16 protein-coding genes, 2 tRNA genes and 3 rRNA genes are annotated in these 23,803 nt (G+C 58.8%); 9 read left to right on the forward strand and 12 right to left on the reverse strand.

Annotated elements, in window-relative coordinates; genetic code table 11:
* Positions 1 to 76 precede the first annotated feature (76 nt).
* Complete coding sequence (locus ACZ5WQ_RS12400) at positions 77 to 838, forward strand: LysR substrate-binding domain-containing protein (RefSeq protein WP_464382399.1); 762 nt, start codon at positions 77 to 79, stop codon at positions 836 to 838.
* On the opposite strand, the gene ACZ5WQ_RS12405 is transcribed toward ACZ5WQ_RS12400, so the two are convergent.
* The 12 genes from ACZ5WQ_RS12405 to rpmE form a co-directional block, all read right to left on the reverse strand.
* The gene (locus ACZ5WQ_RS12405; protein WP_269688490.1) at positions 835 to 1,926 is read right to left on the reverse strand and encodes a sulfate/molybdate ABC transporter ATP-binding protein; all 1,092 of its coding nucleotides are present in this window, start codon (positions 1,924 to 1,926) and stop codon (positions 835 to 837) included. The genes ACZ5WQ_RS12400 and ACZ5WQ_RS12405 overlap by 4 nt on opposite strands.
* On the reverse strand, positions 1,926 to 2,789 hold the full coding sequence (cysW, locus tag ACZ5WQ_RS12410; protein ID WP_233048478.1) for a sulfate/thiosulfate ABC transporter permease CysW: 864 nt from the start codon (positions 2,787 to 2,789) through the stop codon (positions 1,926 to 1,928). Before cysW ends, ACZ5WQ_RS12405 begins: the two co-directional genes overlap by 1 nt.
* Positions 2,790 to 2,798: 9 nt before the next feature.
* Positions 2,799 to 3,662, reverse strand: a complete 864-nt coding sequence (gene cysT / locus ACZ5WQ_RS12415; RefSeq protein WP_464382400.1) for a sulfate/thiosulfate ABC transporter permease CysT — start codon at positions 3,660 to 3,662, stop codon at positions 2,799 to 2,801.
* 9 nt (positions 3,663 to 3,671) lie between these two features.
* Entirely contained in the window at positions 3,672 to 4,625 is a 954-nt protein-coding gene (cysP, locus tag ACZ5WQ_RS12420) for a thiosulfate ABC transporter substrate-binding protein CysP (protein WP_233049906.1), read from the reverse strand.
* Positions 4,626 to 4,948: 323 nt separating this feature from the next.
* Positions 4,949 to 5,064 (reverse strand): 5S ribosomal RNA (gene rrf / locus ACZ5WQ_RS12425).
* A gap of 138 nt (positions 5,065 to 5,202) precedes the next feature.
* Positions 5,203 to 8,091 (reverse strand): 23S ribosomal RNA (locus ACZ5WQ_RS12430).
* 278 nt (positions 8,092 to 8,369) lie between these two features.
* Positions 8,370 to 8,445: transfer RNA gene (locus ACZ5WQ_RS12435), tRNA-Ala, on the reverse strand.
* 24 nt (positions 8,446 to 8,469) lie between these two features.
* A tRNA-Ile gene (locus ACZ5WQ_RS12440) sits at positions 8,470 to 8,546 on the reverse strand.
* Between the two features lie 66 nt (positions 8,547 to 8,612).
* A 16S ribosomal RNA gene (locus ACZ5WQ_RS12445) occupies positions 8,613 to 10,149 on the reverse strand.
* The 16S, 23S and 5S rRNA genes sit together here with 2 tRNA genes alongside, the layout of an rRNA operon.
* A 715-nt stretch (positions 10,150 to 10,864) precedes the next feature.
* Entirely contained in the window at positions 10,865 to 12,127 is a 1,263-nt protein-coding gene (locus ACZ5WQ_RS12450) for a malic enzyme-like NAD(P)-binding protein (RefSeq protein WP_088276140.1), read from the reverse strand.
* 130 nt (positions 12,128 to 12,257) lie between these two features.
* Positions 12,258 to 13,076, reverse strand: coding sequence for a thermonuclease family protein (locus ACZ5WQ_RS12455; RefSeq protein ID WP_464382401.1), 819 nt, complete (start codon positions 13,074 to 13,076; stop codon positions 12,258 to 12,260).
* Positions 13,077 to 13,083: 7 nt separating this feature from the next.
* Positions 13,084 to 13,296, reverse strand: a complete 213-nt coding sequence (rpmE, locus tag ACZ5WQ_RS12460; protein WP_088276158.1) for a 50S ribosomal protein L31 — start codon at positions 13,294 to 13,296, stop codon at positions 13,084 to 13,086.
* 221 nt (positions 13,297 to 13,517) lie between these two features.
* Here rpmE and ACZ5WQ_RS12465 point away from each other — a divergent pair, with 221 nt between their 5' ends.
* From ACZ5WQ_RS12465 to phaZ, 8 genes are all read left to right on the forward strand, one after another.
* Entirely contained in the window at positions 13,518 to 15,734 is a 2,217-nt protein-coding gene (locus tag ACZ5WQ_RS12465; protein WP_464382402.1) for a primosomal protein N', read from the forward strand.
* A gap of 476 nt (positions 15,735 to 16,210) precedes the next feature.
* Positions 16,211 to 17,956: an arginine--tRNA ligase gene (gene argS, locus ACZ5WQ_RS12470; RefSeq protein ID WP_464382403.1), complete on the forward strand. Its 1,746-nt coding sequence runs from the start codon at positions 16,211 to 16,213 to the stop codon at positions 17,954 to 17,956.
* A 4-nt stretch (positions 17,957 to 17,960) separates the two neighbouring features.
* Positions 17,961 to 18,533, forward strand: a complete 573-nt coding sequence (locus ACZ5WQ_RS12475; protein ID WP_233048483.1) for an SPOR domain-containing protein — start codon at positions 17,961 to 17,963, stop codon at positions 18,531 to 18,533.
* Between the two features lie 124 nt (positions 18,534 to 18,657).
* Positions 18,658 to 19,188 carry an ATP-dependent protease subunit HslV gene (gene hslV / locus ACZ5WQ_RS12480; protein ID WP_088276135.1) on the forward strand — a complete coding sequence of 177 codons (531 nt, stop codon included), beginning with the start codon at positions 18,658 to 18,660 and terminating at the stop codon, positions 19,186 to 19,188.
* A 19-nt stretch (positions 19,189 to 19,207) separates the two neighbouring features.
* On the forward strand, positions 19,208 to 20,548 hold the full coding sequence (gene hslU, locus ACZ5WQ_RS12485) for an ATP-dependent protease ATPase subunit HslU (RefSeq protein WP_228247032.1): 1,341 nt from the start codon (positions 19,208 to 19,210) through the stop codon (positions 20,546 to 20,548).
* Between the two features lie 80 nt (positions 20,549 to 20,628).
* Positions 20,629 to 21,009 (forward strand): gamma-butyrobetaine hydroxylase family protein, encoded by a 381-nt coding sequence (locus tag ACZ5WQ_RS12490; RefSeq protein WP_228247033.1) that lies wholly within the window; start codon positions 20,629 to 20,631, stop codon positions 21,007 to 21,009.
* A gap of 184 nt (positions 21,010 to 21,193) precedes the next feature.
* Entirely contained in the window at positions 21,194 to 22,876 is a 1,683-nt protein-coding gene (phaC, locus tag ACZ5WQ_RS12495) for a class II poly(R)-hydroxyalkanoic acid synthase (protein WP_464382404.1), read from the forward strand.
* A gap of 24 nt (positions 22,877 to 22,900) precedes the next feature.
* Positions 22,901 to 23,767: a poly(3-hydroxyalkanoate) depolymerase gene (phaZ, locus tag ACZ5WQ_RS12500; protein WP_464382405.1), complete on the forward strand. Its 867-nt coding sequence runs from the start codon at positions 22,901 to 22,903 to the stop codon at positions 23,765 to 23,767.
* Positions 23,768 to 23,803 lie beyond the last annotated feature (36 nt).

Raw genomic sequence — 23,803 nt, forward strand, 5'->3', positions numbered from 1 at the left:
CGCCAAATCGGGCTATTTCCATCGATTGGCGCCCTAAACGGGAAGTAAACGAGCGCGACCGCTGCTGCCAGAAGCAGTGGACGTAATCATCGCGGCGAATTTCAACAGGCTGCTAGAGGAAGACGTGGTACAGCGCAGCCTGTTTCAGCGCAACGGACGTCAGATGCTGCTTACCGCCGAAGGCGAACTATTGCTGGGCTACGCACGACGAATCCTGCGCCTGCAGGGGGAAGCGCTGAACAGCCTGCGCGCACCGCACATGGTCGGCCTGGTACGCATCGGCACACCCGACGATTACGTTACGCGCTTCCTGCCGGGCGTACTGGCCCGCTTTGCGCAAGCATTTCCACTGGTGCAAGTCGAGATGCACTGCGAGCCATCGTTTCAGCTACTCCAGCGCCAGGATCTCGATCTGACCATCGTCACTCGAGAGCCAGGCAAGGAAATCGGCCAACTGCTGCGTCAGGAAGAGGTGGTGTGGGCGCAGGCAGAAAACGCCATGCTGCACGAGCGCAGCACCCTGCCGCTGGCGATGTTCAACGCAGATTGCTTCTGCCGCAACTGGGCCTGTAATGCGCTGGACACCCTGAACCGCGATTATCGCGTGGCCTACAGCAGCCCAAGTCTGTCGGCGATTCTGGCCGTGGTCGGAGCAGGGCTGGCGATCACGGCACAGCTACGGAGTCTTATCCCGGCTGACATGCGCATCATCGGTAAGGAAGAAGGATTACCAGACATGCCCATGGCAAGCATCGTGCTGCTGCGTAACCCGCGCAGCCAGTCACCGGTTACCGAATGTCTTGCCGAGCATATTGCCGAGGGCTTCCGTCAGCACTAACCCCAATAGAAGGTGCCCGGACTTGCGCAATCAGGCCGGAACAGGTGGCCTACATCCGGCACAGCGAAGCAGCGATCACCCCGTTGCGGTTGCCAGCCATTGTACTCGGCGTGGGTAATGCCCACCTCCCAAAGCTGAGGCGCATCCCATCCACAAGGCCGCAACTCGAGTCGCACTTCAGCCCCCACCAGACTGATCGACTCCACCTGCAGCGGCAAATGCGCGTGATCCACAGGATGGAGCTGAAGGCGAACCTCGTGGGGGCGCAAGTACAGCTGAGCTGCCGCGGAAGGAACTGCCTCGGGCAGGCGTATCCAGGCATCGCGCTGAGCAATTCGCTGATCGGCTATCTCGCCCGTCAGCACATTTACATGACCGAGAAAGTCGAATACAAACTGGCTGACCGGACGGGCATACAGCGCCTGCGGTTGATCGACCTGCTCGATCTGGCCCGCACTCATCACCACAACACGATCAGACAGCTCCAGCGCCTCTTCCTGGTCGTGGGTCACAAACACACTGGTGAAGTTCAATTCGTCATGCAGGTTTCGCAACCACCTGCGCAGATCCTTGCGCACCTTCGCATCAAGCGCACCAAAGGGCTCATCCAGTAGCAGTATCTGCGGCTGCATCGCTAGCGCTCGCGCCAGGGCGATTCGCTGCTTCTGTCCGCCTGATAGCTGAGAGGGGTAGCGGCCCGCCAGATGAGACAACTGCACCATCTCCAGCAACTCACCAACGCGCTTGCGTATTTCCGCTGCCGAAGGACGCTGGCGGCGCGGCAGTACATCCAGCCCGAAGGCGACGTTGTCTGCAACGGTCATGTGGCGGAACAGCGCATAGTGCTGGAAGACGAAACCGACCTTGCGCTCACGCACGTGCAGACGGGTTACATCCTGCCCGTGAAACAGAATGCGTCCGGCATTGGCACTTTCCAGCCCCGCAATAATCCGCAGCAACGTGGTCTTGCCGGAGCCGGACGGCCCCAACAGACCAACCAGCTCTCCATCCGGGATCTCCAGCGAAATGTCGCGCAGGGCACGGAAGCTACCGAATGACTTGTCGATGTTCTCGAGGGTAATACTCATCAGTGTGAATCCGTCTGTAGCGCCGGCGTCGCCTGCTGACGAGCCTGACGCCATTCGATCATGCTTTTGACCAGCAGCGTCAGCAGCGCAATACCGGCCAGCAGCGAAGCACTGGTAAATGCCCCGACTGCGTTGTAGTCCTGATACAACAACTCAACGTGCAACGGCAGCGTGTTGGTTTCGCCGCGGATGTTACCGGAGACAACCGACACCGCACCGAATTCGCCAACGGCCCGGGCATTGGTCAGCACAACACCATAAATCAGCGCCCACTGGATGTTGGGCAAGGTAACGCGCCGGAACAGCTGCCACCCGCTGGCTCCCAAAACAACACCCGCTTCTTCCTCCTCGCGCCCCTGCTGCTGCATCAACGGAATCAGCTCACGCGCAACGAACGGACACGTCACGAACACGGTGACCATGACGATGCCTGGCCAGGCAAACATCAACTGGATGTCGTAATCCATCAGCCACCCACCGAGCCAGCCGTTACTGCCGTAGAGCAACAGGTACAACAAGCCGGCGACCACCGGGGATACCGCGAACGGAATATCGATAAGGGTGATCAATGCCTTGCGGCCGGGAAACTCGAAACGGGTAACCAGCCAGGCCAGAAAGATACCGAACACCAGATTGATCGGCACCGTAAGCGCCGCGACAAGCAGCGTCAGACCAATCGCACTCAGCGTGTATTCATCCGTCAGATTGGCCCAGAAGGTTTCAGCGCCGGCGGAAAACGCCTGCACAAAAATGATCGCCAGCGGTACCACCAGCACCAGCGCAACAACGAGCAAAGCCAGACTCACCAGAGACCACTTGACCCATGCCTGATCGGCGATACGCAACCGTGCCTGCTTATGCATATTGGACTCTCACCGGCCGTGCAGCCGACGCAGATAACGCGCCTGCCAGATATTGATCGAAAACAGCAGCACCAGCGAGGCCATCAGCACAACGGACGCAATCGCGCTCGCGGCTGCATAGTCGAACTCCTGCAGCCGGATAAAGATCATCAAACTGGTTATCTCACTGACATACGGCATGTTGCCGGCGATAAAGATCACTGCTCCAAACTCACCCAGACTGCGCGTAAACGACAGCGCAACACCGGTCATCAGTGCCGGCCACAGGGCGGGAAACACGACACGGCGAAACACCGTGAGATCCGAAGCCCCCATGGTCACAGCCGCTTCTTCATCCTCAGGCGCCAGATCCTCGAGCACCGGCTGAACCGTGCGGACTACAAACGGCAAGCTGGTAAAAGCCATCGCGACAATGATACCCAGCGGCGTGAACGCCACCTTAATGCCCAATAGCGCAAGCATCTGGCCGTACCAACCGTTTTCGGCAAACAGTGCCGCAAGAGTAATCCCGGCAACCGCAGTAGGAAGGGCAAACGGAAGGTCGATCAGCGCGTCAATGATACGCTTGCCGGGAAACTCGTAGCGCAGCAGCACCCAGGCCAGCAACAGCCCTACAACACCGTTGAAAAGTGAGGCAAAGAATGCAGCCCAGAGCGTGACCTTGTAGGAGGCGACCACACGCTCGTCTGTGATGACAGCCCAGTACTGCGACCAGGACATATCAGCTGTCTGCGCAATCAGCCCCGTCACCGGCAGTAGCAGCACCAGGCTGATGAACAGTAGCGAGATACCCATACTGAGCGCAAAACCCGGCAGCACTCGCTTGCCGGGTTTTGCATCAAACAGCGACCAACCGCTGGAACTACGATTCATAGTGCTTGTTTACCTGCGCTGCAGTTGATCCAGCTTGCCGCCACTGCCAAAGTGAACGGTCATAGCCGTCTCCCAGTCGCCGGCAATCTCCTCGATCGGCAGCAACTCCAGCTCGGGGAAGCGATCAGCAAACTCGGCTTGCACCGCCTGGTCATGGACGCGGTAATTAAAGCCGGCGATCAGGCGCTGAGCCTCTTCGCTATACAGGTATTCCAGATATTCCCTGGCAACATCGGCCGTACCGTTACGCTCAACGTTGCGATCTATCCAAGTAACCGGAAACTCGGCAAGGAAGCTGACCTTAGGTACTACGACCTGGTACTCACCCGGCGGATACTGGGCAGCAATGTTGTTAACTTCCGACTCAAACGTCAGCAGCACGTCACCGATGCCCCGTTCGATAAAGGTGGTGGTCGCACCGCGCCCACCGGTATCAAATACAGCGACGTTGCCGAGAAAGTCACGCAGGAACTCGTCAATGGCAGCCTGATCGTCGCCAAACGTCTTTTGTGCATAACCAAGCGCCGCAAGATAGGTATAGCGACCATTACCCGAGGTTTTCGGGTTTGGCAGAACAGAGCTGACATCGTCACGCACCAGGTCGTCCCAGTTCTGGATGTTTTTCGGATTACCCTTGCGCACCAGAAACGCCATGGTCGAGTAGTACGGCGAGGACGCGTTCGGCAGCCGCTTACGCCAGTCGGCCGGAATCAGATTCCCGCGCTGGTGGAGAATGTCCACGTCGGTAACCTGGTTGTAAGTAACCAAGTCCGCACGCAGCCCCTGAATGATTGCCTGTGCCTGCTTCGAAGAGCCACCGTGGGATTGTTTGATCTCGACGGTTTTGCCGGTTTCATCCAGCCAGTGCTGTGTGAACAACTCGTTATACGAGGCAAACAGCTCGCGGGCAATATCGTAGGAGGAGTTCAGAATCTCCTGGTCAGCTGCCTGGGCATTTGCCATGCCCACACTACCGGTAACGGCCAGAGTAACTACCAATCGCTTGATCAGTTTGCCGGGTGACTGAAACATTGCATCCTCCACACGCACAAGGCGCCTTTTTGAATAGGACGCCAAGATTACAAGCCGCAAAGACTTAGAACAACATTCGGCTTAGACGGATTTTCTTATTCCATCTAACGCTAAGACATAAGCAATTGACGGGTTCAGGCGTCCGGATTATCGACCTGACTCTGCCGCCCGCAGCAGCGCTGACCCAGGCGAATTTTCCGTGCGCACAAAGAAGAACACCCCGACCATGACTGATCGGGGTGTTCGGTATAGGTGCTTGACGATGACCTACTCTCACATGGGGAAGCCCCACACTACCATCGGCGATGCATCGTTTCACTTCTGAGTTCGGGATGGGATCAGGTGGTTCCAATGCTCTATAGTCGTCAAGCAATTTGTTGCTGCCCGCTAGGCGTGCAGCTTAAAAAGCTTGGATGTGTGACAGAAGTTAAGGTATTTGCAATCTCGCAAGTTCGCGAAGTTGTTTGTTTCTGTTTGGCTCGATAACACCAGATTGCTTGGGTGTTATATGGTCAAGCCACACGGGCAATTAGTATTGGTTAGCTCAACGCCTCACAGCGCTTACACACCCAACCTATCAACGTCGTAGTCTTCGACGGCCCTTTAGGGGAGTCAAGCTCCCGGTGAGATCTCATCTTGAGGCAAGTTTCCCGCTTAGATGCTTTCAGCGGTTATCTTTTCCGAACGTAGCTACCCGGCAATGCGTCTGGCGACACAACCGGAACACCAGGGGTTCGTCCAACCCGGTCCTCTCGTACTAAGGTCAGCCCCTCTCAAATCTCAAACGTCCACGGCAGATAGGGACCGAACTGTCTCACGACGTTCTAAACCCAGCTCGCGTACCACTTTAAATGGCGAACAGCCATACCCTTGGGACCGGCTTCAGCCCCAGGATGTGATGAGCCGACATCGAGGTGCCAAACACCGCCGTCGATATGAACTCTTGGGCGGTATCAGCCTGTTATCCCCGGAGTACCTTTTATCCGTTGAGCGATGGCCCTTCCATACAGAACCACCGGATCACTAAGACCTACTTTCGTACCTGCTCGACGTGTTGGTCTCGCAGTCAAGCGCGCTTTTGCCTTTATACTCTACGCACGATTTCCGACCGTGCTGAGCGCACCTTCGTACTCCTCCGTTACTCTTTGGGAGGAGACCGCCCCAGTCAAACTACCCACCATACACTGTCCTCGATCCGGATAACGGACCAGAGTTAGAACCTCAAAGTTGCCAGGGTGGTATTTCAAGGTTGGCTCCACGCAGACTGGCGTCCACGCTTCAAAGCCTCCCACCTATCCTACACAAGCAAATTCAAAGTCCAGTGCAAAGCTATAGTAAAGGTTCACGGGGTCTTTCCGTCTAGCCGCGGATACACTGCATCTTCACAGCGATTTCAATTTCACTGAGTCTCGGGTGGAGACAGCGCCGCCATCATTACGCCATTCGTGCAGGTCGGAACTTACCCGACAAGGAATTTCGCTACCTTAGGACCGTTATAGTTACGGCCGCCGTTTACCGGGGCTTCGATCAAGAGCTTCGCCGAAGCTAACCCCATCAATTAACCTTCCGGCACCGGGCAGGCGTCACACCCTATACGTCCACTTTCGTGTTTGCAGAGTGCTATGTTTTTAATAAACAGTTGCAGCGGCCTGGTATCTTCGACCGACATGGGCTTACGCAGTAAATGCTTCACCCTCATCGGCGCACCTTCTCCCGAAGTTACGGTGCCATTTTGCCTAGTTCCTTCACCCGAGTTCTCTCAAGCGCCTTGGTATTCTCTACCTGACCACCTGTGTCGGTTTGGGGTACGATTTCTAGTTACCTGAAGCTTAGAAGCTTTTCCTGGAAGCATGGCATCAACCACTTCGCGTTCTAAAGAACACTCGTCATCAGCTCTCGGCCTTAGCGACCCGGATTTACCTAAGTCACCAGCCTACAACCTTAAACACGGACAACCAACGCCGTGCTGGCCTAGCCTTCTCCGTCCCTCCATCGCAGTAACTAGAAGTACGGGAATATTAACCCGTTTCCCATCGACTACGCCTTTCGGCCTCGCCTTAGGGGTCGACTCACCCTGCGTCGATTAACGTTGCGCAGGAACCCTTGGTCTTCCGGCGAGGGAGTTTTTCACTCCCTTTGTCGTTACTCATGTCAGCATTCGCACTTCTGATACCTCCAGCCAACTTCTCAATTGACCTTCACAGGCTTACAGAACGCTCCTCTACCGCTCATCTTACGATGAACCCGTAGCTTCGGTGTATGGTTTGAGCCCCGTTACATCTTCCGCGCAGGCCGACTCGACTAGTGAGCTATTACGCTTTCTTTAAAGGATGGCTGCTTCTAAGCCAACCTCCTAGCTGTCTAAGCCTTCCCACATCGTTTCCCACTTAACCATAACTTTGGGACCTTAGCTGACGGTCTGGGTTGTTTCCCTTTTCACGACGGACGTTAGCACCCGCCGTGTGTCTCCCGTGCTGACACTCACTGGTATTCGGAGTTTGCATCGGTTTGGTAAGTCGGGATGACCCCCTAGCCGAAACAGTGCTCTACCCCCAGTGGTGATACACGAGGCGCTACCTAAATAGCTTTCGAGGAGAACCAGCTATCTCCGAGCTTGATTAGCCTTTCACTCCTATCCACAAGTCATCCGCTAACTTTTCAACGGTAGTCGGTTCGGTCCTCCAGTGCCTGTTACGGCACCTTCAACCTGCCCATGGATAGATCGCCCGGTTTCGGGTCTATACCCAGCGACTAAACGCCCTATTAAGACTCGGTTTCCCTACGCCTCCCCTAGACGGTTAAGCTCGCCACTGAATATAAGTCGCTGACCCATTATACAAAAGGTACGCAGTCACAGAACAAGTCTGCTCCCACTGCTTGTACGCATACGGTTTCAGGTTCTATTTCACTCCCCTCACAGGGGTTCTTTTCGCCTTTCCCTCACGGTACTGGTTCACTATCGGTCAGTCAGGAGTATTTAGCCTTGGAGGATGGTCCCCCCATGTTCAGTCAACGTTTCACGTGCGCCGACCTACTCGATTTCACAGCTAAGAGTCTTTCGTATACGGGGCTATCACCCACTATGGCCGCACTTTCCAGAGCGTTCTACTAAACTCAAAACTGCTTAAGGGCTGGTCCCCGTTCGCTCGCCACTACTTGGGGAATCTCGGTTGATTTCTTTTCCTCAGGGTACTTAGATGTTTCAGTTCCCCTGGTTCGCCTCACACACCTATGTATTCAGTGTGTGATACCCAGCTTATGCTGGGTGGGTTTCCCCATTCAGAGATCTCCGGATCAAAGGTCATTTGCCACCTCCCCGAAGCTTATCGCAGGCTATCACGTCTTTCATCGCCTCTGACTGCCAAGGCATCCACCGTATGCGCTTATTCACTTGACCATATAACCCCAAACAATCTTAAGTTAATTACTTAACTCAGATTATTCAGTGATATCGGTTTAAAACAGAATTAACGACAATTCCGGAACTTGCACTTGAGATTACAAGTTTACCTTAGCCACATTGCATGCAGTGAAACATGCCATGTGTCTGTACTTCTATCACATATCCAAATTTTTAAAGAGCGTCTGGTTCAGAGACCAGATATCAACAATCAAGGGTTTGATTGTTCATATATGAACTCTGAGTTCCATTCTATGGCGTGTGCTGCGTCGTCCTGGTGGAGCCAAGCGGGATCGAACCGCTGACCTCCTGCGTGCAAGGCAGGCGCTCTCCCAGCTGAGCTATGGCCCCGTTCAGACCTTACACCTCGACAATTGGTGGGTCTGGGCAGATTCGAACTGCCGACCTCACCCTTATCAGGGGTGCGCTCTAACCAACTGAGCTACAGACCCAATCGCCTTTCTTTCTGAATCAAGTAATTCGTGTGAGTGCTTGAGGAACAGCCGAGATCTTTCGATTAAGGAGGTGATCCAGCCGCAGGTTCCCCTACGGCTACCTTGTTACGACTTCACCCCAGTCATGAATCACACCGTGGTAACCGTCCTCCCGAAGGTTAGACTAGCTACTTCTGGTGCAACCCACTCCCATGGTGTGACGGGCGGTGTGTACAAGGCCCGGGAACGTATTCACCGTGGCATTCTGATCCACGATTACTAGCGATTCCGACTTCATGGAGTCGAGTTGCAGACTCCAATCCGGACTACGATCGGTTTTATGGGATTAGCTCCACCTCGCGGCTTGGCAACCCTCTGTACCGACCATTGTAGCACGTGTGTAGCCCTGGCCGTAAGGGCCATGATGACTTGACGTCATCCCCACCTTCCTCCGGTTTGTCACCGGCAGTCTCCTTAGAGTGCCCACCATAACGTGCTGGTAACTAAGGACAAGGGTTGCGCTCGTTACGGGACTTAACCCAACATCTCACGACACGAGCTGACGACAGCCATGCAGCACCTGTGTCAGAGTTCCCGAAGGCACCAATCCATCTCTGGAAAGTTCTCTGCATGTCAAGGCCAGGTAAGGTTCTTCGCGTTGCTTCGAATTAAACCACATGCTCCACCGCTTGTGCGGGCCCCCGTCAATTCATTTGAGTTTTAATCTTGCGACCGTACTCCCCAGGCGGTCTACTTAGTGCGTTAGCTGCGCCACTAAAATCTCAAGGATTCCAACGGCTAGTAGACATCGTTTACGGCGTGGACTACCAGGGTATCTAATCCTGTTTGCTCCCCACGCTTTCGCACCTCAGCGTCAGTATCAGTCCAGGTGGTCGCCTTCGCCACTGGTGTTCCTTCCTATATCTACGCATTTCACCGCTACACAGGAAATTCCACCACCCTCTACTGTACTCTAGCCAGACAGTTATGGATGCAGTTCCCAGGTTAAGCCCGGGGATTTCACACCCATCTTATCAAGCCGCCTACGCGCGCTTTACGCCCAGTAATTCCGATTAACGCTTGCACCCTCTGTATTACCGCGGCTGCTGGCACAGAGTTAGCCGGTGCTTATTCTGTTGGTAACGTCAAGATTGCAGCGTATTAGACTACAACCCTTCCTCCCAACTTAAAGTGCTTTACAATCCGAAGACCTTCTTCACACACGCGGCATGGCTGGATCAGGCTTTCGCCCATTGTCCAATATTCCCCACTGCTGCCTCCCGTAGGAGTCTGGACCGTGTCTCAGTTCCAGTGTGACTGATCATCCTCTCAGACCAGTTACGGATCGTTGCCTAGGTGAGCCATTACCTCACCTACAAGCTAATCCGACCTAGGCTCATCTGATAGCGTGAGGTCCGAAGATCCCCCACTTTCTCCCGTAGGACGTATGCGGTATTAGCGACCCTTTCGAGTCGTTGTCCCCCACTACCAGGCAGATTCCTAGGCATTACTCACCCGTCCGCCGCTAAATCCAGGAGCAAGCTCCCTTCATCCGCTCGACTTGCATGTGTTAGGCCTGCCGCCAGCGTTCAATCTGAGCCATGATCAAACTCTTCAGTTAAATACTGATTGGGTTTTGAGAAAACCCTAAACTTGGCTCAGCTTTACAAAAAACTCATGAATTCACAGAGTTACTTGCTAGGCTGATAATCTTTCTGATCATCGAGCACATTCAGCAAGCACCCACACGAATTACTTGATTCAAATTGTTAAAGAGCGATTCGGTCAGCGTTTCCGCTCAACCAAGGCCGCGAATTTTACGCTAACCTTATGTTCTGTCAAGCTTTTATTTGAAGTTTTTAACCGCTTCAAAACCCGCTTGAGCAACCTGGAAAAGCCTTCGCTTTCCGGGCCAGGGAGGCGCATTCTACAGGATCAAACCCCGCTGTCAACACCTTCCAAACAACCTGATGAGAACTTCTCATCTCTCTCGAACTGGCGTCTTTCGAACAACCCTTTCGAGGCGGCGCATTCTACGCCATCTCGCCGGACTGTCAAGCTTCATTTTCAAGCTAACTTATTGATTAATAAGCGCTTTAAGCGAAGCATCCTGCCCGACGAGGAGGCGAATTATAGGCCCATTAGATTTTCCGTCAAGCCTTTTTTCAGCAATTCACACCGAACGATAAATAAGCCGCTTGCAGGCGTTGCGCCTGCGACGACCAGTCCGGCCGCAGACCAAACCTGCAACCCGCAACTCACACCCACCCGAACAACGAGACGACTGCGCAGACACAAAAAAACCCGCCGAAGCGGGCTTTTCTTGCACCAAGCGCTTACTTCACGTCTTCAACAGACTTCAGCGGGTAGTGCGCCGGATAAGGCAGAGTCGCCACACCGGAGTCGATGGCAGCTTGCGCAACGGCAGCCGGCACCTTCTCGATCAGGCGAATATCCATCGGCTTCGGAATGATGTACTCACGACCGAATTCCAGAGCAATCCCGCCGTACGCTTCGGAAACGTAGTCCGGCACCGGCTCTTTGGCCAGTTCACGGATAGCGTGAACCGCAGCGATCTTCATTTCTTCGTTGATGCGGGTCGCGCGAACGTCCAGGGCACCACGGAAGATGAAGGGGAAGCCCAGAACATTGTTAACCTGGTTCGGGTAGTCGGAGCGGCCAGTAGCCATGATCACGTCAGGACGCGAAGCGTGAGCCAGCTCGGGATCGATCTCCGGATCCGGGTTCGAGCAGGCGAACACGATCGGATTTTCAGCCATCAGCTTCAGCTCAGCCGGTTGCAGCAGATTCGGACCAGACAGACCAACGAATACGTCAGCACCTTTCATGGCGTCGGACAGGGTGCGCTTGTCAGTCTCGGTGGCGAAGATGGCCTTGTACTCGTTCAGGTCATCACGGCCAGCGTGGATCACGCCCTTGCGGTCGAGCATGTAGATGTTTTCGGTCTTGGCGCCCATGCTGACCAGCAGCTTCATACAGGCGATAGCAGCAGCACCGGCACCCAGGCAGACGATCTTGGCGTCTTCGATGGTCTTGTCGGCCAGTTCCAGCGCGTTGATCATCGCGGCTGCGGTTACGATCGCAGTACCGTGCTGGTCATCGTGGAATACCGGAATGTCGCACTGCTCAATCAGCGCGCGCTCGATTTCAAAGCACTCGGGCGCCTTGATGTCTTCCAGGTTGATACCACCGAAGGTGCAGGAAATGCGCTTGACGGTATCAATGAAGGCTTGCGGGCTTTCGGCTTCAACTTCGATGTCGAATACGTCAACGCCTGCAAAGCGCTTGAACAGAACACCCTTGCCTTCCATAACCGGCTTACTCGCCAGCGGGCCGAGGTTACCCAGCCCCAGAATGGCAGTACCGTCAGAGATAACGGCAACCAGGTTACCCTTACCGGTGTATTTGTAGGCGTTTTCCAGATCCTTGGCGATTTCACGCACCGGCTCTGCTACACCCGGGCTGTACGCCAGAGCCAGATCGCGGGCAGTCGCGGTCGGCTTGGTCAGTTCAACGCTCAGTTTGCCTGGACGCGGGTTGGCGTGATAGGCGAGTGCATCAGTTCTCAAATCAGACATGGTCACTATTTTCCGGTCAGGTTGCTCATGCGGACGACGGAGAGTACATAAAACGAAACACCCTCGCAAGGTTATTCACGAGATCAATGTCAAGGACATTCTCTTACAACTTTGAGTCATCTTGACGTTGTCAGTCACTGCTGAACAGGTGTAGCTGAGCGGGGTGGCGCAGGCTGATCATGTAGCGGCGAAAACCGTTTTGCTGTTCGCGACGGTCAACTACCCAGCCACGCACTTCAATCTCTCGCCCAACCCAACTGGCGCCCGGCGCAGACGCAAAGTTCACCAGGTCCCGGCGGGCCAGCCTGAGCGTCAGCGGCCCTTCCAAGTCGATCCAGATCGCCTGACGGGCCTGACTGACCGCAACGACGCTGCCACGCAGCAACTGAAAGCCACCACGATCAAGGTGCGTCACCGGGCGCACCACACCAGACTGCCAGAGCCCTCGCCGAGCCTGACGCGCATTCGCCTCAGCCGCCAGGTGGCACTCGGCCAACGCATCATTGGGCGGAATGACGACCGCATAACCAAGACCGGACTGCAGCAGCTCCGCCTCAACGCTGCGGCCGTGGCTGTCGAACAGGTAGCCCAGCGTACGACCGTAATGATCCCGCGGATCATCACCGACCTTGAGCTGCAGCGACTCGCCGTTGACCAGCGCCAGCAGCTCGCGCCGCGCGGCCTGCGCCCAGGGCTCCGACGCCTTGCCGTCACGCCCGATCTCGGGGGTATTGATACCCGCCAGCCGCAGCCGGCGGCCATCGGTCAAACGCAGGGTGTCGCCATCAGTAACGCTGCGTACAGACACCGTCTCAACGCCCGGCGGCATGACGCAGGAAGCCTGTGGCGGGTCAGCCTGAACGCAGCCAGCCAGTAAACTGCAGGCAAGAAAAAAGGCGCCCACAAGGGACGCCTTCTTTTCGTTCGCCAGAACCACAAGGGCCTGCATGGCAAACTTACTTGCTGCTGACCGCACCAAAGCGAGCCTTGAAGCGCTCGATACGGCCGCCGGTGTCCAGAACCTTCTGCTTACCGGTGTAGAACGGGTGGCACTCGGAGCAGACGTCCAGGTGGATCGGAGCGCACAGGGTGGAACGGGTCTTGATCACCGCGCCGCAGCTGCAGGTCGCTTCGATTTCTTCGTACTTCGGATGCAAATCAGCTTTCATGGTATGTCCTCGGTTGGTTTGTGCCGCCACCGGATCAACCTGATCGGGCACCGCACTCTGAATCTGTTCTACCAGCCAAGTGACTGCATGCCGCAAGCGGCGCATACAGAGTGACCGGAAAATAGGCCGGCGATGATAACAGAATCCGCCAGCGAAGCAAGCACCATTGTTTTGCGCCCGTCGGTGGTAACATCAGCGCCACGCCCCATGGAGTGATCTGCGTGACCGGACCTATCCTGCAAGTTGCCCTGCCCTCACCGCTGAGACGCCTGTTCGACTACCGCGCGCCGCGGGGAGTCAGTGCGGCCGACCTGCAGGTGGGCCAGCGGGTTCGCGTACCGTTCGGCAATCGCGCCATGGTGGGCATGATTGCCGGCATCAGTGACCACACCGAGGTACCGGCCAATCGACTCAAGCCCGCCGAGGCACTACTCGACCTGACGCCAGTTCTGCCCGACAGCCTCTGGCGCCTATGTCTATGGACCGCGCGCTACTACCAGCACGGCCTGGGCGATACTCTCAGTGTCGCCCTGCCGGTCCTGCTGCGCCAGGGCGAACCGGCGTTAGCCCGTCAGGACCAGCTCTGGCAGCTGCAGCCCGGCGCCTACCCCGAGCACCCGGCGGTGCAACGTGCGCCCAAGCAAAAGCAGGCGGTGCAGATTCTCGCCCAGCATCCGCATGGCCTGTCCCACGCGCTGATCGGTCAATGGGGGCTGAGCCGCGACACGCTGGTTACCCTTGAGAGCAAGGGCCTGGTACAGCGCATTGAGCGCTCACCTCACCATGTCGCCGAACCGCTGCCTTTATTAAGGCAGGCGCACCTTACTGCCAACGCCGAACAGCAGGCGGCACTGGACGCGATTCTCGGTGCCGAGGGCTTTCATACCTGGCTGCTGGAAGGGGTAACCGGCAGCGGCAAGACCGAGGTCTATCTGCAGGCCATTGAGCGCTGCCTGCTCAGCGGCCACCAGGCGCTGGTACTGATCCCGGAGATCGGCCTGACCCCCCAAACCCTGAGCCGCTTTCAACAGCGCTTCAGCGCACCGGTGGTGATTCTCCATTCCGGCCTGAATGATCGCGAGCGACTGGATGCCTGGATCGCTGCCCGCGACGGCGACGCATCCATTGTTATTGGTACCCGCTCGGCGATCTTCACCCCGCTGGCGCGGCCCGGCCTGATCATCGTCGATGAGGAACACGACCTTTCCTATAAACAGCAGGACGGTCTGCGCTACAACGCGCGGGATCTCGCGGTCTACCGCGGCCATCTGGAACAGGTCCCGGTGATCCTCGGCTCGGCGACGCCATCGTTCGAGAGCCTGCACAACGTGCAACAGGGCCGCTACCGGCACCTGCGCCTGACCATTCGCGCCGGCAATGCCAAGGCCCCAACCTTCCAGTGCCTCGACATCCGCAGTCGCCCACTGGAAGGCGGCCTCTCCCGCCCGTTGACCGAGCTGGTCGGCGAACACCTCAAGCGCGGCAATCAGGTCCTGGTGTTCATCAACCGCCGCGGCTTTGCCCCGACCCTGATGTGCCACGACTGCGGCTGGATTGCCGAATGCCGCCGCTGCGACGCGCGCATGACCGTGCACCAGTCACCGCCGCACCTGCATTGTCACCATTGCAGCAGCCAGCGTCCGCTCGACCGTCACTGCCCGAAATGCCAAAGCGAAGACCTGCGTCCGCTTGGCGCTGGCACCGAACGCACCGAAGAGTTTCTCAAGGAGCGCTTTCCGCATTTCCCGGTACTGCGCATCGATCGCGAGAGCATGAGCCGCAAGCGCGCCATGCAGGACATGATGGAAACCATCCAGAGCGCCAAGCCGTGCATTCTGGTCGGCACCCAGATGCTCGCCAAGGGGCACCACTTCCCCAACGTCACGCTGGTGGCCATTCTGGACGCCGACGGCGGGCTGTTCTCTGCCGACTTCCGCGGCCCGGAGCGCATGGCACAGATGATCACCCAGGTCGCCGGACGCGCCGGACGCGCAGAGAAACCGGGGCAAGTGATCATCCAGACCCATATGGCGGAGCATCCGCTGTTGATCGAGCTGACTGAGCGCGGCTACCCGGCGATTGCCGAACGCGAGCTGGCCGAACGCGAACTGGCCCAGTTGCCGCCGTACCGCTTCATGGCGCTGCTGCGCGCCGAAGCCAATCAGGCCAGCGCCGCCGAAGCGTTTCTCGATGCCGCACTGGAGCAAGCCGAAAGCCTGATCAGTCAGCATCAGCTGCCCGAAATCGACCTGCTCGGCCCGGTGCCCTCACCGATGGAACGCCGCGCCGGTCGCCATCGCGCCCAACTGCTAATGCAGGCCGCCCAGCGCTCAGTCCTGCATCAGTTGGTGCACATGCTGCTGCCGCTGCTGGAACAGCACCCACTGGCGCGCAAGGTGCGCTGGTCGATTGATATTGATCCGTTGGATATGTTTTAGCAGTGGAGTGATGACTCTCAGAGTCCATCAAACCGGACGCAGAGCGTCCTTGAGGCATTCCCACGCAGAGCGTGGGAACGATCAGAAGAGCTGCGTGCAAGGCATGACAACCGCACGGACCGACTCCCCGTTTACGCGGGCGAGTAGCACAGGATTGGCAGGAAAAAGGACGGCAGCCTGTTTGAGGCTCGAAGAGCCGAGTTCTGCCGGCCCCTGCCAAGCCGAGCAACGCAGCGAACCCGCAGGGCCGCGTAGCCGGGTGCCCCGGGGGATCGCCAAGGGGGGCTGGGCAAGCAACCCCCCTTGGCTCGCCGTAAAAGGCGAAAGGCCGACTAAGCAACGGCACAAAAGCGGCCCGCCCCACCGGACGCGGAGCGTCCTAAACCCAACCCCACCCGACCACAGGGTTTGGCAAGCCGCCCCATAAAACGGATAATGTCGGGTTTTCACTGGGCACCTGCCGGATACTCCATTAAATGAAGAACCTGATCAGCCAACTGCTTGCCGATGCTGTAGACCGCCTCAAGGCCGACGGCGTCCTGCCGACCGACCTTTCGCCCTCCATTCAGGTCGAGAACGCGCGCGACAAGGCCCACGGCGACTTCGCCAGCAACCTGGCGATGATGCTGGCCAAGCCGGCCGGCATGAAGCCGCGCGATCTGGCCGAGAAGCTGATCGCCGCCCTGCCCGCCCATCAGGCGGTGGCGTCGGTCAACATCGCCGGCCCGGGCTTTATCAACTTCTTCCAGGATGCCGGCTGGCTGGCCGGTCAGCTTGAAGCCGCGCTGGCCGACCCGCAACTGAGCGTGCGCGCCGAGGTTCCCGCCCAGCGCGTCGTCGTCGATTACTCCTCGCCAAACCTGGCCAAGGAGATGCACGTCGGCCATCTGCGCTCCTCGATCATCGGTGACGCCGTTGCCCGCATCCTAGAATTCCTCGGCCACACCGTGATCCGTCAGAATCATGTGGGCGACTGGGGCACCCAGTTCGGCATGCTGCTGGCCTATATGGAAGAGCACAGCGTCGACGCCGAAGCCGAGCTGGGCGATCTGGAGAATTTCTACCGCCAGGCCAAGAAGCGCTTCGACGAGAGCGAAGACTTCGCCGCCCGCGCGCGCCAGCGCGTGGTCGACCTGCAGGCTGGCGAGCCATCCTGTCTCGCTCTGTGGGAACGCTTCAACAGCATTTCCCTCGGCCATTGCCAGGCCGTCTACGACCGCCTCGGCGTCAGCCTGACGCCCGCAGATGTGCGCGGCGAAAGCGCCTACAACGCCGATCTGCCGGGCATCGTTGCCGATCTGCGTAGCGCCGGTCTGCTGACCGAGAGCGATGGCGCCCAGTGCGTATTCCTCGAGCAGTTCAAGAACGCCGAGGGCAACCCGCTGCCGGTGATCGTACAAAAGGCCGGCGGCGGCTATCTGTATGCCACCACCGACCTGGCCGCCATGCGCTACCGCCATGCCGAGCTGCATGCCAACCGGGTGCTGTACTTTGTCGATCAGCGTCAGGCGCTGCACTTCCAGCAGGTGTTTGCCGTGGCCCGGGCAGCCGGCTTTGTTCCCGCCGACATGCAACTTGAGCACATGGGCTTCGGCACCATGAACGGTGCCGACGGCAAGCCGTTCAAGACCCGCGACGGCGGCACCGTCAAGCTGGTCGACCTGCTCGACGAGGCAGAGCAGCGTGCTCTGCGCCTGGTTAAAGAGAAGAACCCGGAGCTGCCGTCCGACGAGCTGCGCGCCATCGGCACCGCCGTGGGTATCGGCGCGGTCAAGTACGCCGACCTCTCCAAGCACCGCAGCAGCGACTACAGCTTCAACTTCGACCTGATGCTGAGCTTCGAGGGCAATACCGCGCCCTACATGATGTACGCCTATACCCGTGTTGCCAGCGTATTCCGCAAATTGGAACGCAGCATGGATTCGGTCGCCGATCTGGCACCTATGGCTCTGGTCGAGCCGGCCGAGACCGAGCTGGGCGCGCATCTGGCGCAATTCAACGCCACGCTGAATTACGTTGCTCGCGAAGGCACCCCGCACGTACTCTGCACCTATCTGTACGAGCTGGCCGGTCGCTTCTCCAGCTTCTATGAACAGTGCCCGATCCTCGCAGCGGACAGCGAGACCCAGCGCGACAGCCGTCTGCGCCTGGCAGCACTGACCGGCCGTACCCTCAAGCAGGGTCTGAACCTGTTGGGCATCAACACTCTGGAGCGTATGTAAGGGCATGGCAAAAGGACGCAAAGCCCCTCGCCGCGGCGCCAGCCGCGCGCAATCAGCGCCACGGCGCAAAGGCATTCCTGGCTGGTTGTGGCTGGTCAGCGGTCTGGTGATTGGTGTGTTCGTTACCTTCCTGCTGCAACTCGAACCGGGCCGCGAGGGGGTCCGACGCTCGCCCGAGCCACCCAAGCCAAGCAACACACCCGCCGCGCCCCCAACGACGCCCAAGCCGCAGTACGATTTCTACACCCTGCTGCCGGAGTCCGAGGTCAGCACTCCGCAGCAGGCGACGCAGACTACGCCGGCACCAACACCGGCGCCCGAGGCCAGCAAACCGGCCTCAAGCGGGCCATCCTATTACCTGCAGGCGGGCTCCTTCCGCCAGCGTTCGGATGCCGACCAGCTGCGCGCGCAGATCCTGCTGCTGGGCATGGACGTGAAACTGGAGAACGCCACCATCAATGGCGACCAGTGGTACCGCGTTCAGGTTGGCCCGTTCAACAACAAGGACAGCATGACCCAGGCCCAGCGCACCCTCAGCGGCAACGGCTTCAGCAACCTGCTGCCGCAACAGCGCTGAGCCTCTCGCGCCCGTTGCTCGGGCGCATCCAGCTTTGCCTTGAAATCCTGATCAGTGCCCCCAGATCAGGATGCAAGGCAGCGATCCTGCCACTTTTTCCCCCACAGCCAACCAGGAGTTGCGCGTGACTACAATCGTATCCGTACGCCGCCACGGCAAGGTCGTGATCGGTGGTGACGGCCAGGTATCCCTCGGCAACACCGTCATGAAGGGCAACGCCCGCAAGGTACGCCGCCTCTACAAGGATCAGGTCATTGCCGGTTTCGCCGGTGGTACCGCCGATGCCTTTACCCTGTTCGAACGCTTTGAAGCCCAACTGGAAAAACACCAGGGCAACCTCGTCCGCGCCGCCGTCGAGCTGGCCAAGGACTGGCGCACCGACCGCGCCCTGCGCAAGCTGGAAGCCCTGCTTGCCGTCGCCAACAAGGACGCCTCGCTGATCATCACCGGCAACGGCGATGTCATCGAGCCTGAAGAAGGGTTGATCGCCATCGGTTCCGGTGGCCCCTACGCGCAATCCGCCGCGCGCGCCCTGCTGATGCACACCGAGCTGTCTGCTCGCGAGATCGTCGAAACCAGCCTCAACATTGCCGGCGACATCTGCATCTATACCAACCGCAACCTGACTATCGAGGAGCTGGACGCCAATACCTGAGGCGACCGGATTCAACCCCATGTCCATGACACCCCGTGAGATCGTGCACGAGCTGGACCGACACATCATCGGTCAGCAGGATGCCAAGCGCGCCGTCGCCATCGCCCTGCGCAACCGCTGGCGCCGCCAGCAGCTGCCCGAGGCGCTGCGCAATGAAGTCACCCCGAAGAACATCCTGATGATCGGCCCGACCGGTGTCGGTAAGACCGAAATCGCCCGTCGCCTGGCGAAACTGGCCCAGGCACCGTTCATCAAGGTCGAAGCCACCAAGTTCACCGAGGTGGGGTACGTCGGCCGCGACGTCGAATCCATCATCCGTGATCTGGTCGATGCCGCCATCAAGCTGCTGCGCGAACAGGAGATGACCAAGGTTCGCTACCGCGCCGAAGACGCTGCCGAAGAGCGCATCCTCGACGCCCTGCTGCCCGGCGCCCGCCCGGCTACCGGCGACCAGCCGGAGCGCACCGACAGCAGCACCCGTCAGCTGTTCCGCAAGCGCCTGCGCGAAGGCGAGCTGGATGACAAGGACATCGAGATCGAAGTTTCCGACGCGCCGGCCGGCATCGAGATCATGACCCCACCGGGCATGGAGGAGATGACCAGCCAGCTGCGCGACATGTTCTCCAACCTGGGCAAGGGCAAGAAGAAAACCCGCACCCTCAAGGTCCGCGATGCGCTCAAGCTGGTGCGCGATGAAGAGGCTGCGCGCCTGGTTAATGAAGACGACCTGAAGACCCGCGCGATCAACGCCGTCGAGCAGAACGGCATCGTCTTCCTCGACGAGATCGACAAGGTCAGCAAGCGGGCCGACAGCGGCAGCGGCGCCGACGTTTCCCGCGAAGGCGTACAGCGCGACCTGCTGCCACTGATCGAAGGTTGCACGGTCAACACCAAGTTCGGCATGGTCAAGACCGACCACATCCTGTTCATCGCCTCCGGCGCCTTCCACCTGACCAAGCCCTCGGACCTGATTCCCGAGCTGCAGGGCCGCCTGCCGATTCGGGTTGAACTGCAATCGCTGACGCCGAGCGACTTTGAGCGCATCCTGACCGAACCGGATGCCTCGCTGACCGAGCAGTATCGCGCTCTGATGGCGACCGAGAACCTGAACATCGAGTTCGCCCCTGATGCCGTCAGCCGCCTCGCGGAAATCGCCTGGCAGGTCAACGAGAAGACTGAAAACATCGGTGCCCGTCGTCTGCACACGGTGCTGGAGCGCCTGCTGGAAGAAGTCTCGTTCAGCGCCGCCGATCTGGCCGCCAAGCACGACGATCAGCCGCTGGTTATCGACGCCGCCTACGTCGACAGTCACCTCGGTGAGCTGGCCGTCAACGAAGACCTGTCACGCTATATTCTTTAACTCAAGCCGCAAGCTTCAAGCGGCAAGCGACCAGCAGATCGTGCGCGCCATGCGATCTGCTTGAAGCTCAGGACTCTGCCATGCCTGCACCTATCCCGACCCGCATCAAGTTGCACAAGGCCTCGCGCACGCTGGAGCTGGGATATGCCGACGGTCGCAGCTATCAGTTGCCCGCCGAATACCTGCGCGTGCTGTCACCCTCTGCCGAGGTGCGCGGACATGGCCGTCCCGTCCTGCAGACCGGCAAGATCAACGTTGCCCTGGTCGGCGTCGAGCCAGCCGGGCGCTACGCCCTGAAGCTGGTGTTTGATGACGGTCACGACAGCGGCCTCTACAGCTGGGACTATCTCTACCGCCTCGCCACCGAACAGGCGCAGCGCTGGCAAGCCTACCTTGACGAGCTGCACCAGACTGGTGCATCGCGCGACCCTGACGTCAGCGCAATCCGCTTCATCCCCTGACGGGGCGCTCGCCTCAACACCTGTTTGACATATGGCTCTGGTTTAGTTGACCTGCCTAAAAAGGCGTTAACAGCAATCAAGCCGCATGCTAATGTGTCTCAAGAATGCGACACCAACAAGCTGGTTCAATTCTTGCTGGACTGCATTCGGAGCGGCTTCCCTGCCTCAGACTGGAGCGTTGAAAATGGGCGATAAAACCAATAATGAAAATCTGGCCAACAAGGCCAGCGAACATATTCTCGGCCCCAACCCCGTGGTTGGTGTTCCGGCACGTGATCTTGTCAGCACCGCCCGCATGGTGCTGAGGCAAACTGTCAAACAACCGCTGCACAGTATTCGCCATCTGGGTCGCCTCGGCATGGCGGTGACCGATGTGATGCTCGGTCGCTCGCAACTGGCTCCCAGTGCCGACGACCGCCGCTTTGTCGATCCGACCTGGAGCCAGAACCCGCTGTACCGCCGTTACATGCAGACCTATCTGGCCTGGCGCAAGGAACTGAACAGCTGGATTACCAGCTCCGATCTGTCGGCCCAGGACATCAGCCGCGCCCAGTTTGTCATCGCCCTGATGACCGAGGCTATGTCGCCGACCAACACCGCACTCAATCCGGCTGCACTCAAGCGCTTTTTCGAGACCGGCGGCAAGAGCATCCTCGACGGTCTCACCCACATGGCCAAGGACATCGCCCACAACGGTGGCATGCCAAGCCAGGTGAACATGAATGCCTTCGAGGTCGGCGGCAACCTGGCCACCACTCGCGGCTCGGTGATTTTCCGCAATGAGGTGCTGGAACTGATCCAGTACAAGCCACTGACCGAAGAAGTCTATGAACGCCCGGTGCTGGTGGTACCGCCGCAGATCAACAAGTTTTACGTCTTCGATCTGTCACCCGACAAGAGCCTGGCCCGCTACCTGGTCAGCAACCATATGCAGGGCTTCGTGGTCAGCTGGCGCAACCCGACCAAGAGCCATCGTGAGTGGGGTCTGAGTACCTACATCGACGCCCTCAAGGAAGCCGTCGACGTGGTACTGGAGGTGACCGGCAGCAAGGACCTGAGCATGCTTGGCGCCTGCTCCGGCGGCATCACCACCGTCTCCCTGCTCGGCCACTACGCGGCGCTGAAGGAAAAGAAGGTCCACTCCTACACCCTGCTGGTCAGCGTGCTGGATACCGAACTCAAGACCCAGGTCGCGCTGTTTGCCGACGAGCGCTCAATTGAGGCCGCTCGCCGCATGTCCTACCAGAGCGGCGTACTGGAAGGCCGCGACATGGCACGCATCTTTGCCTGGATGCGCCCCAACGACCTGATCTGGAACTACTGGGTCAACAACTACCTGCTGGGCAACGAACCGCCGGTATTCGACATCCTGTTCTGGAACAACGACACCACCCGCCTGCCGGCCGCCTTGCACGGCGAATTCCTGGAGATGTTCAAGACCAACCCGCTGACCCGCCCCGGCGCACTGGAAGTCAGCGGCACGCCGATCGACCTGAAGCAGGTCAAGAGCGACTTCTTTGTCATTGCCGGGCTAAACGATCACATCACGCCATGGGAATCGTGCTACAAATCAGCCAAACTAATGGGCGGCAAGTGTGAATTCGTACTGTCCTCCAGCGGCCACATCCAGAGTATTCTTAATCCGCCAGGCAACCCCAAGGCGCGCTTCTTTACCAGCGGCGACATGAGTGGCGATGCCAAACACTGGCTGGAAACCGCGACCAAACAGTCCGACTCCTGGTGGCAATACTGGCGGGACTGGCTGCATGCCCGCGGCGGCAAGCGCAAGCCGGCCCCTGCGGTGCTTGGCAACGAGTCGTATCCGGCGCTGGAGCCCGCACCCGGCACTTACGTACACGAGCGCTGATCGGCGCAAAACTGAGAGCAGCCCATGCCGCAGTCCATCATATTTCGCACCATCGAGCTGGACGGTCAGTACCTGCGTACAGCCGTTCGCCCGGGCTCAAGCTCGCTGCCTCCGCTGCTGATCTTCAATGGCATTGGCGCCAACCTGGAACTGGTGTTTCCGTTCATCGAAGCGCTGGACCCGGACCTGGAGGTCATCGCCTTCGATGTGCCCGGTGTCGGCGGCTCATCCACGCCGATGACGCCGTTCCGGTTCCCCGGTCTGGCCAAGCTGGCCGCACGCATGCTCGACTACCTCGACTACTCCCAGGTCAACGTCATCGGCGTGTCCTGGGGGGGCGCGCTGGCGCAGCAGTTTGCCTACAGCCACCCCGAGCGTTGCAAGAAGCTGATTCTGGCGGCTACCTCGGCTGGAGCCGTAATGGTCCCCGGTCGGCCGGCCGTACTGATGAAGATGGCCAGCCCGCGGCGCTACATTCAGCCTTCGCACGGCGTCACCATCGCCCCCGATATCTATGGCGGCGCCTTCCGCCGCGACCCGCATCTGGCCGAAAAGCACGCAGCCAAGGTGCGATCCTCCGGCAAGCTGGGCTACTACTGGCAACTGTTCGCGGGGCTGGGCTGGACCAGCGTGCACTGGCTGCACAAGATCCGGCAGCCGACGCTGATTCTGGCCGGTGACGACGACCCGATCATTCCGTTGATCAATATGAAGCTGCTGGCCTGGCGCATTCCCAACTCGGAGCTGCATGTGATCGACGACGGCCACCTGTTTCTGGTGACGCGCGCACAGAGTGTCGCTCCGATGATCATGGCGTTTCTGTCAGAGGAGAAACAGCCCGCCGTCATCCGGCACCCTGCCTCCAGCAAGCAGGCTCCCGGGCATGGCTGATCAGGCACAGCGCCAACGCCAGCAAGGCACCCTCGA

This window comes from Halopseudomonas sp. T1L2, from assembly GCF_055397385.1.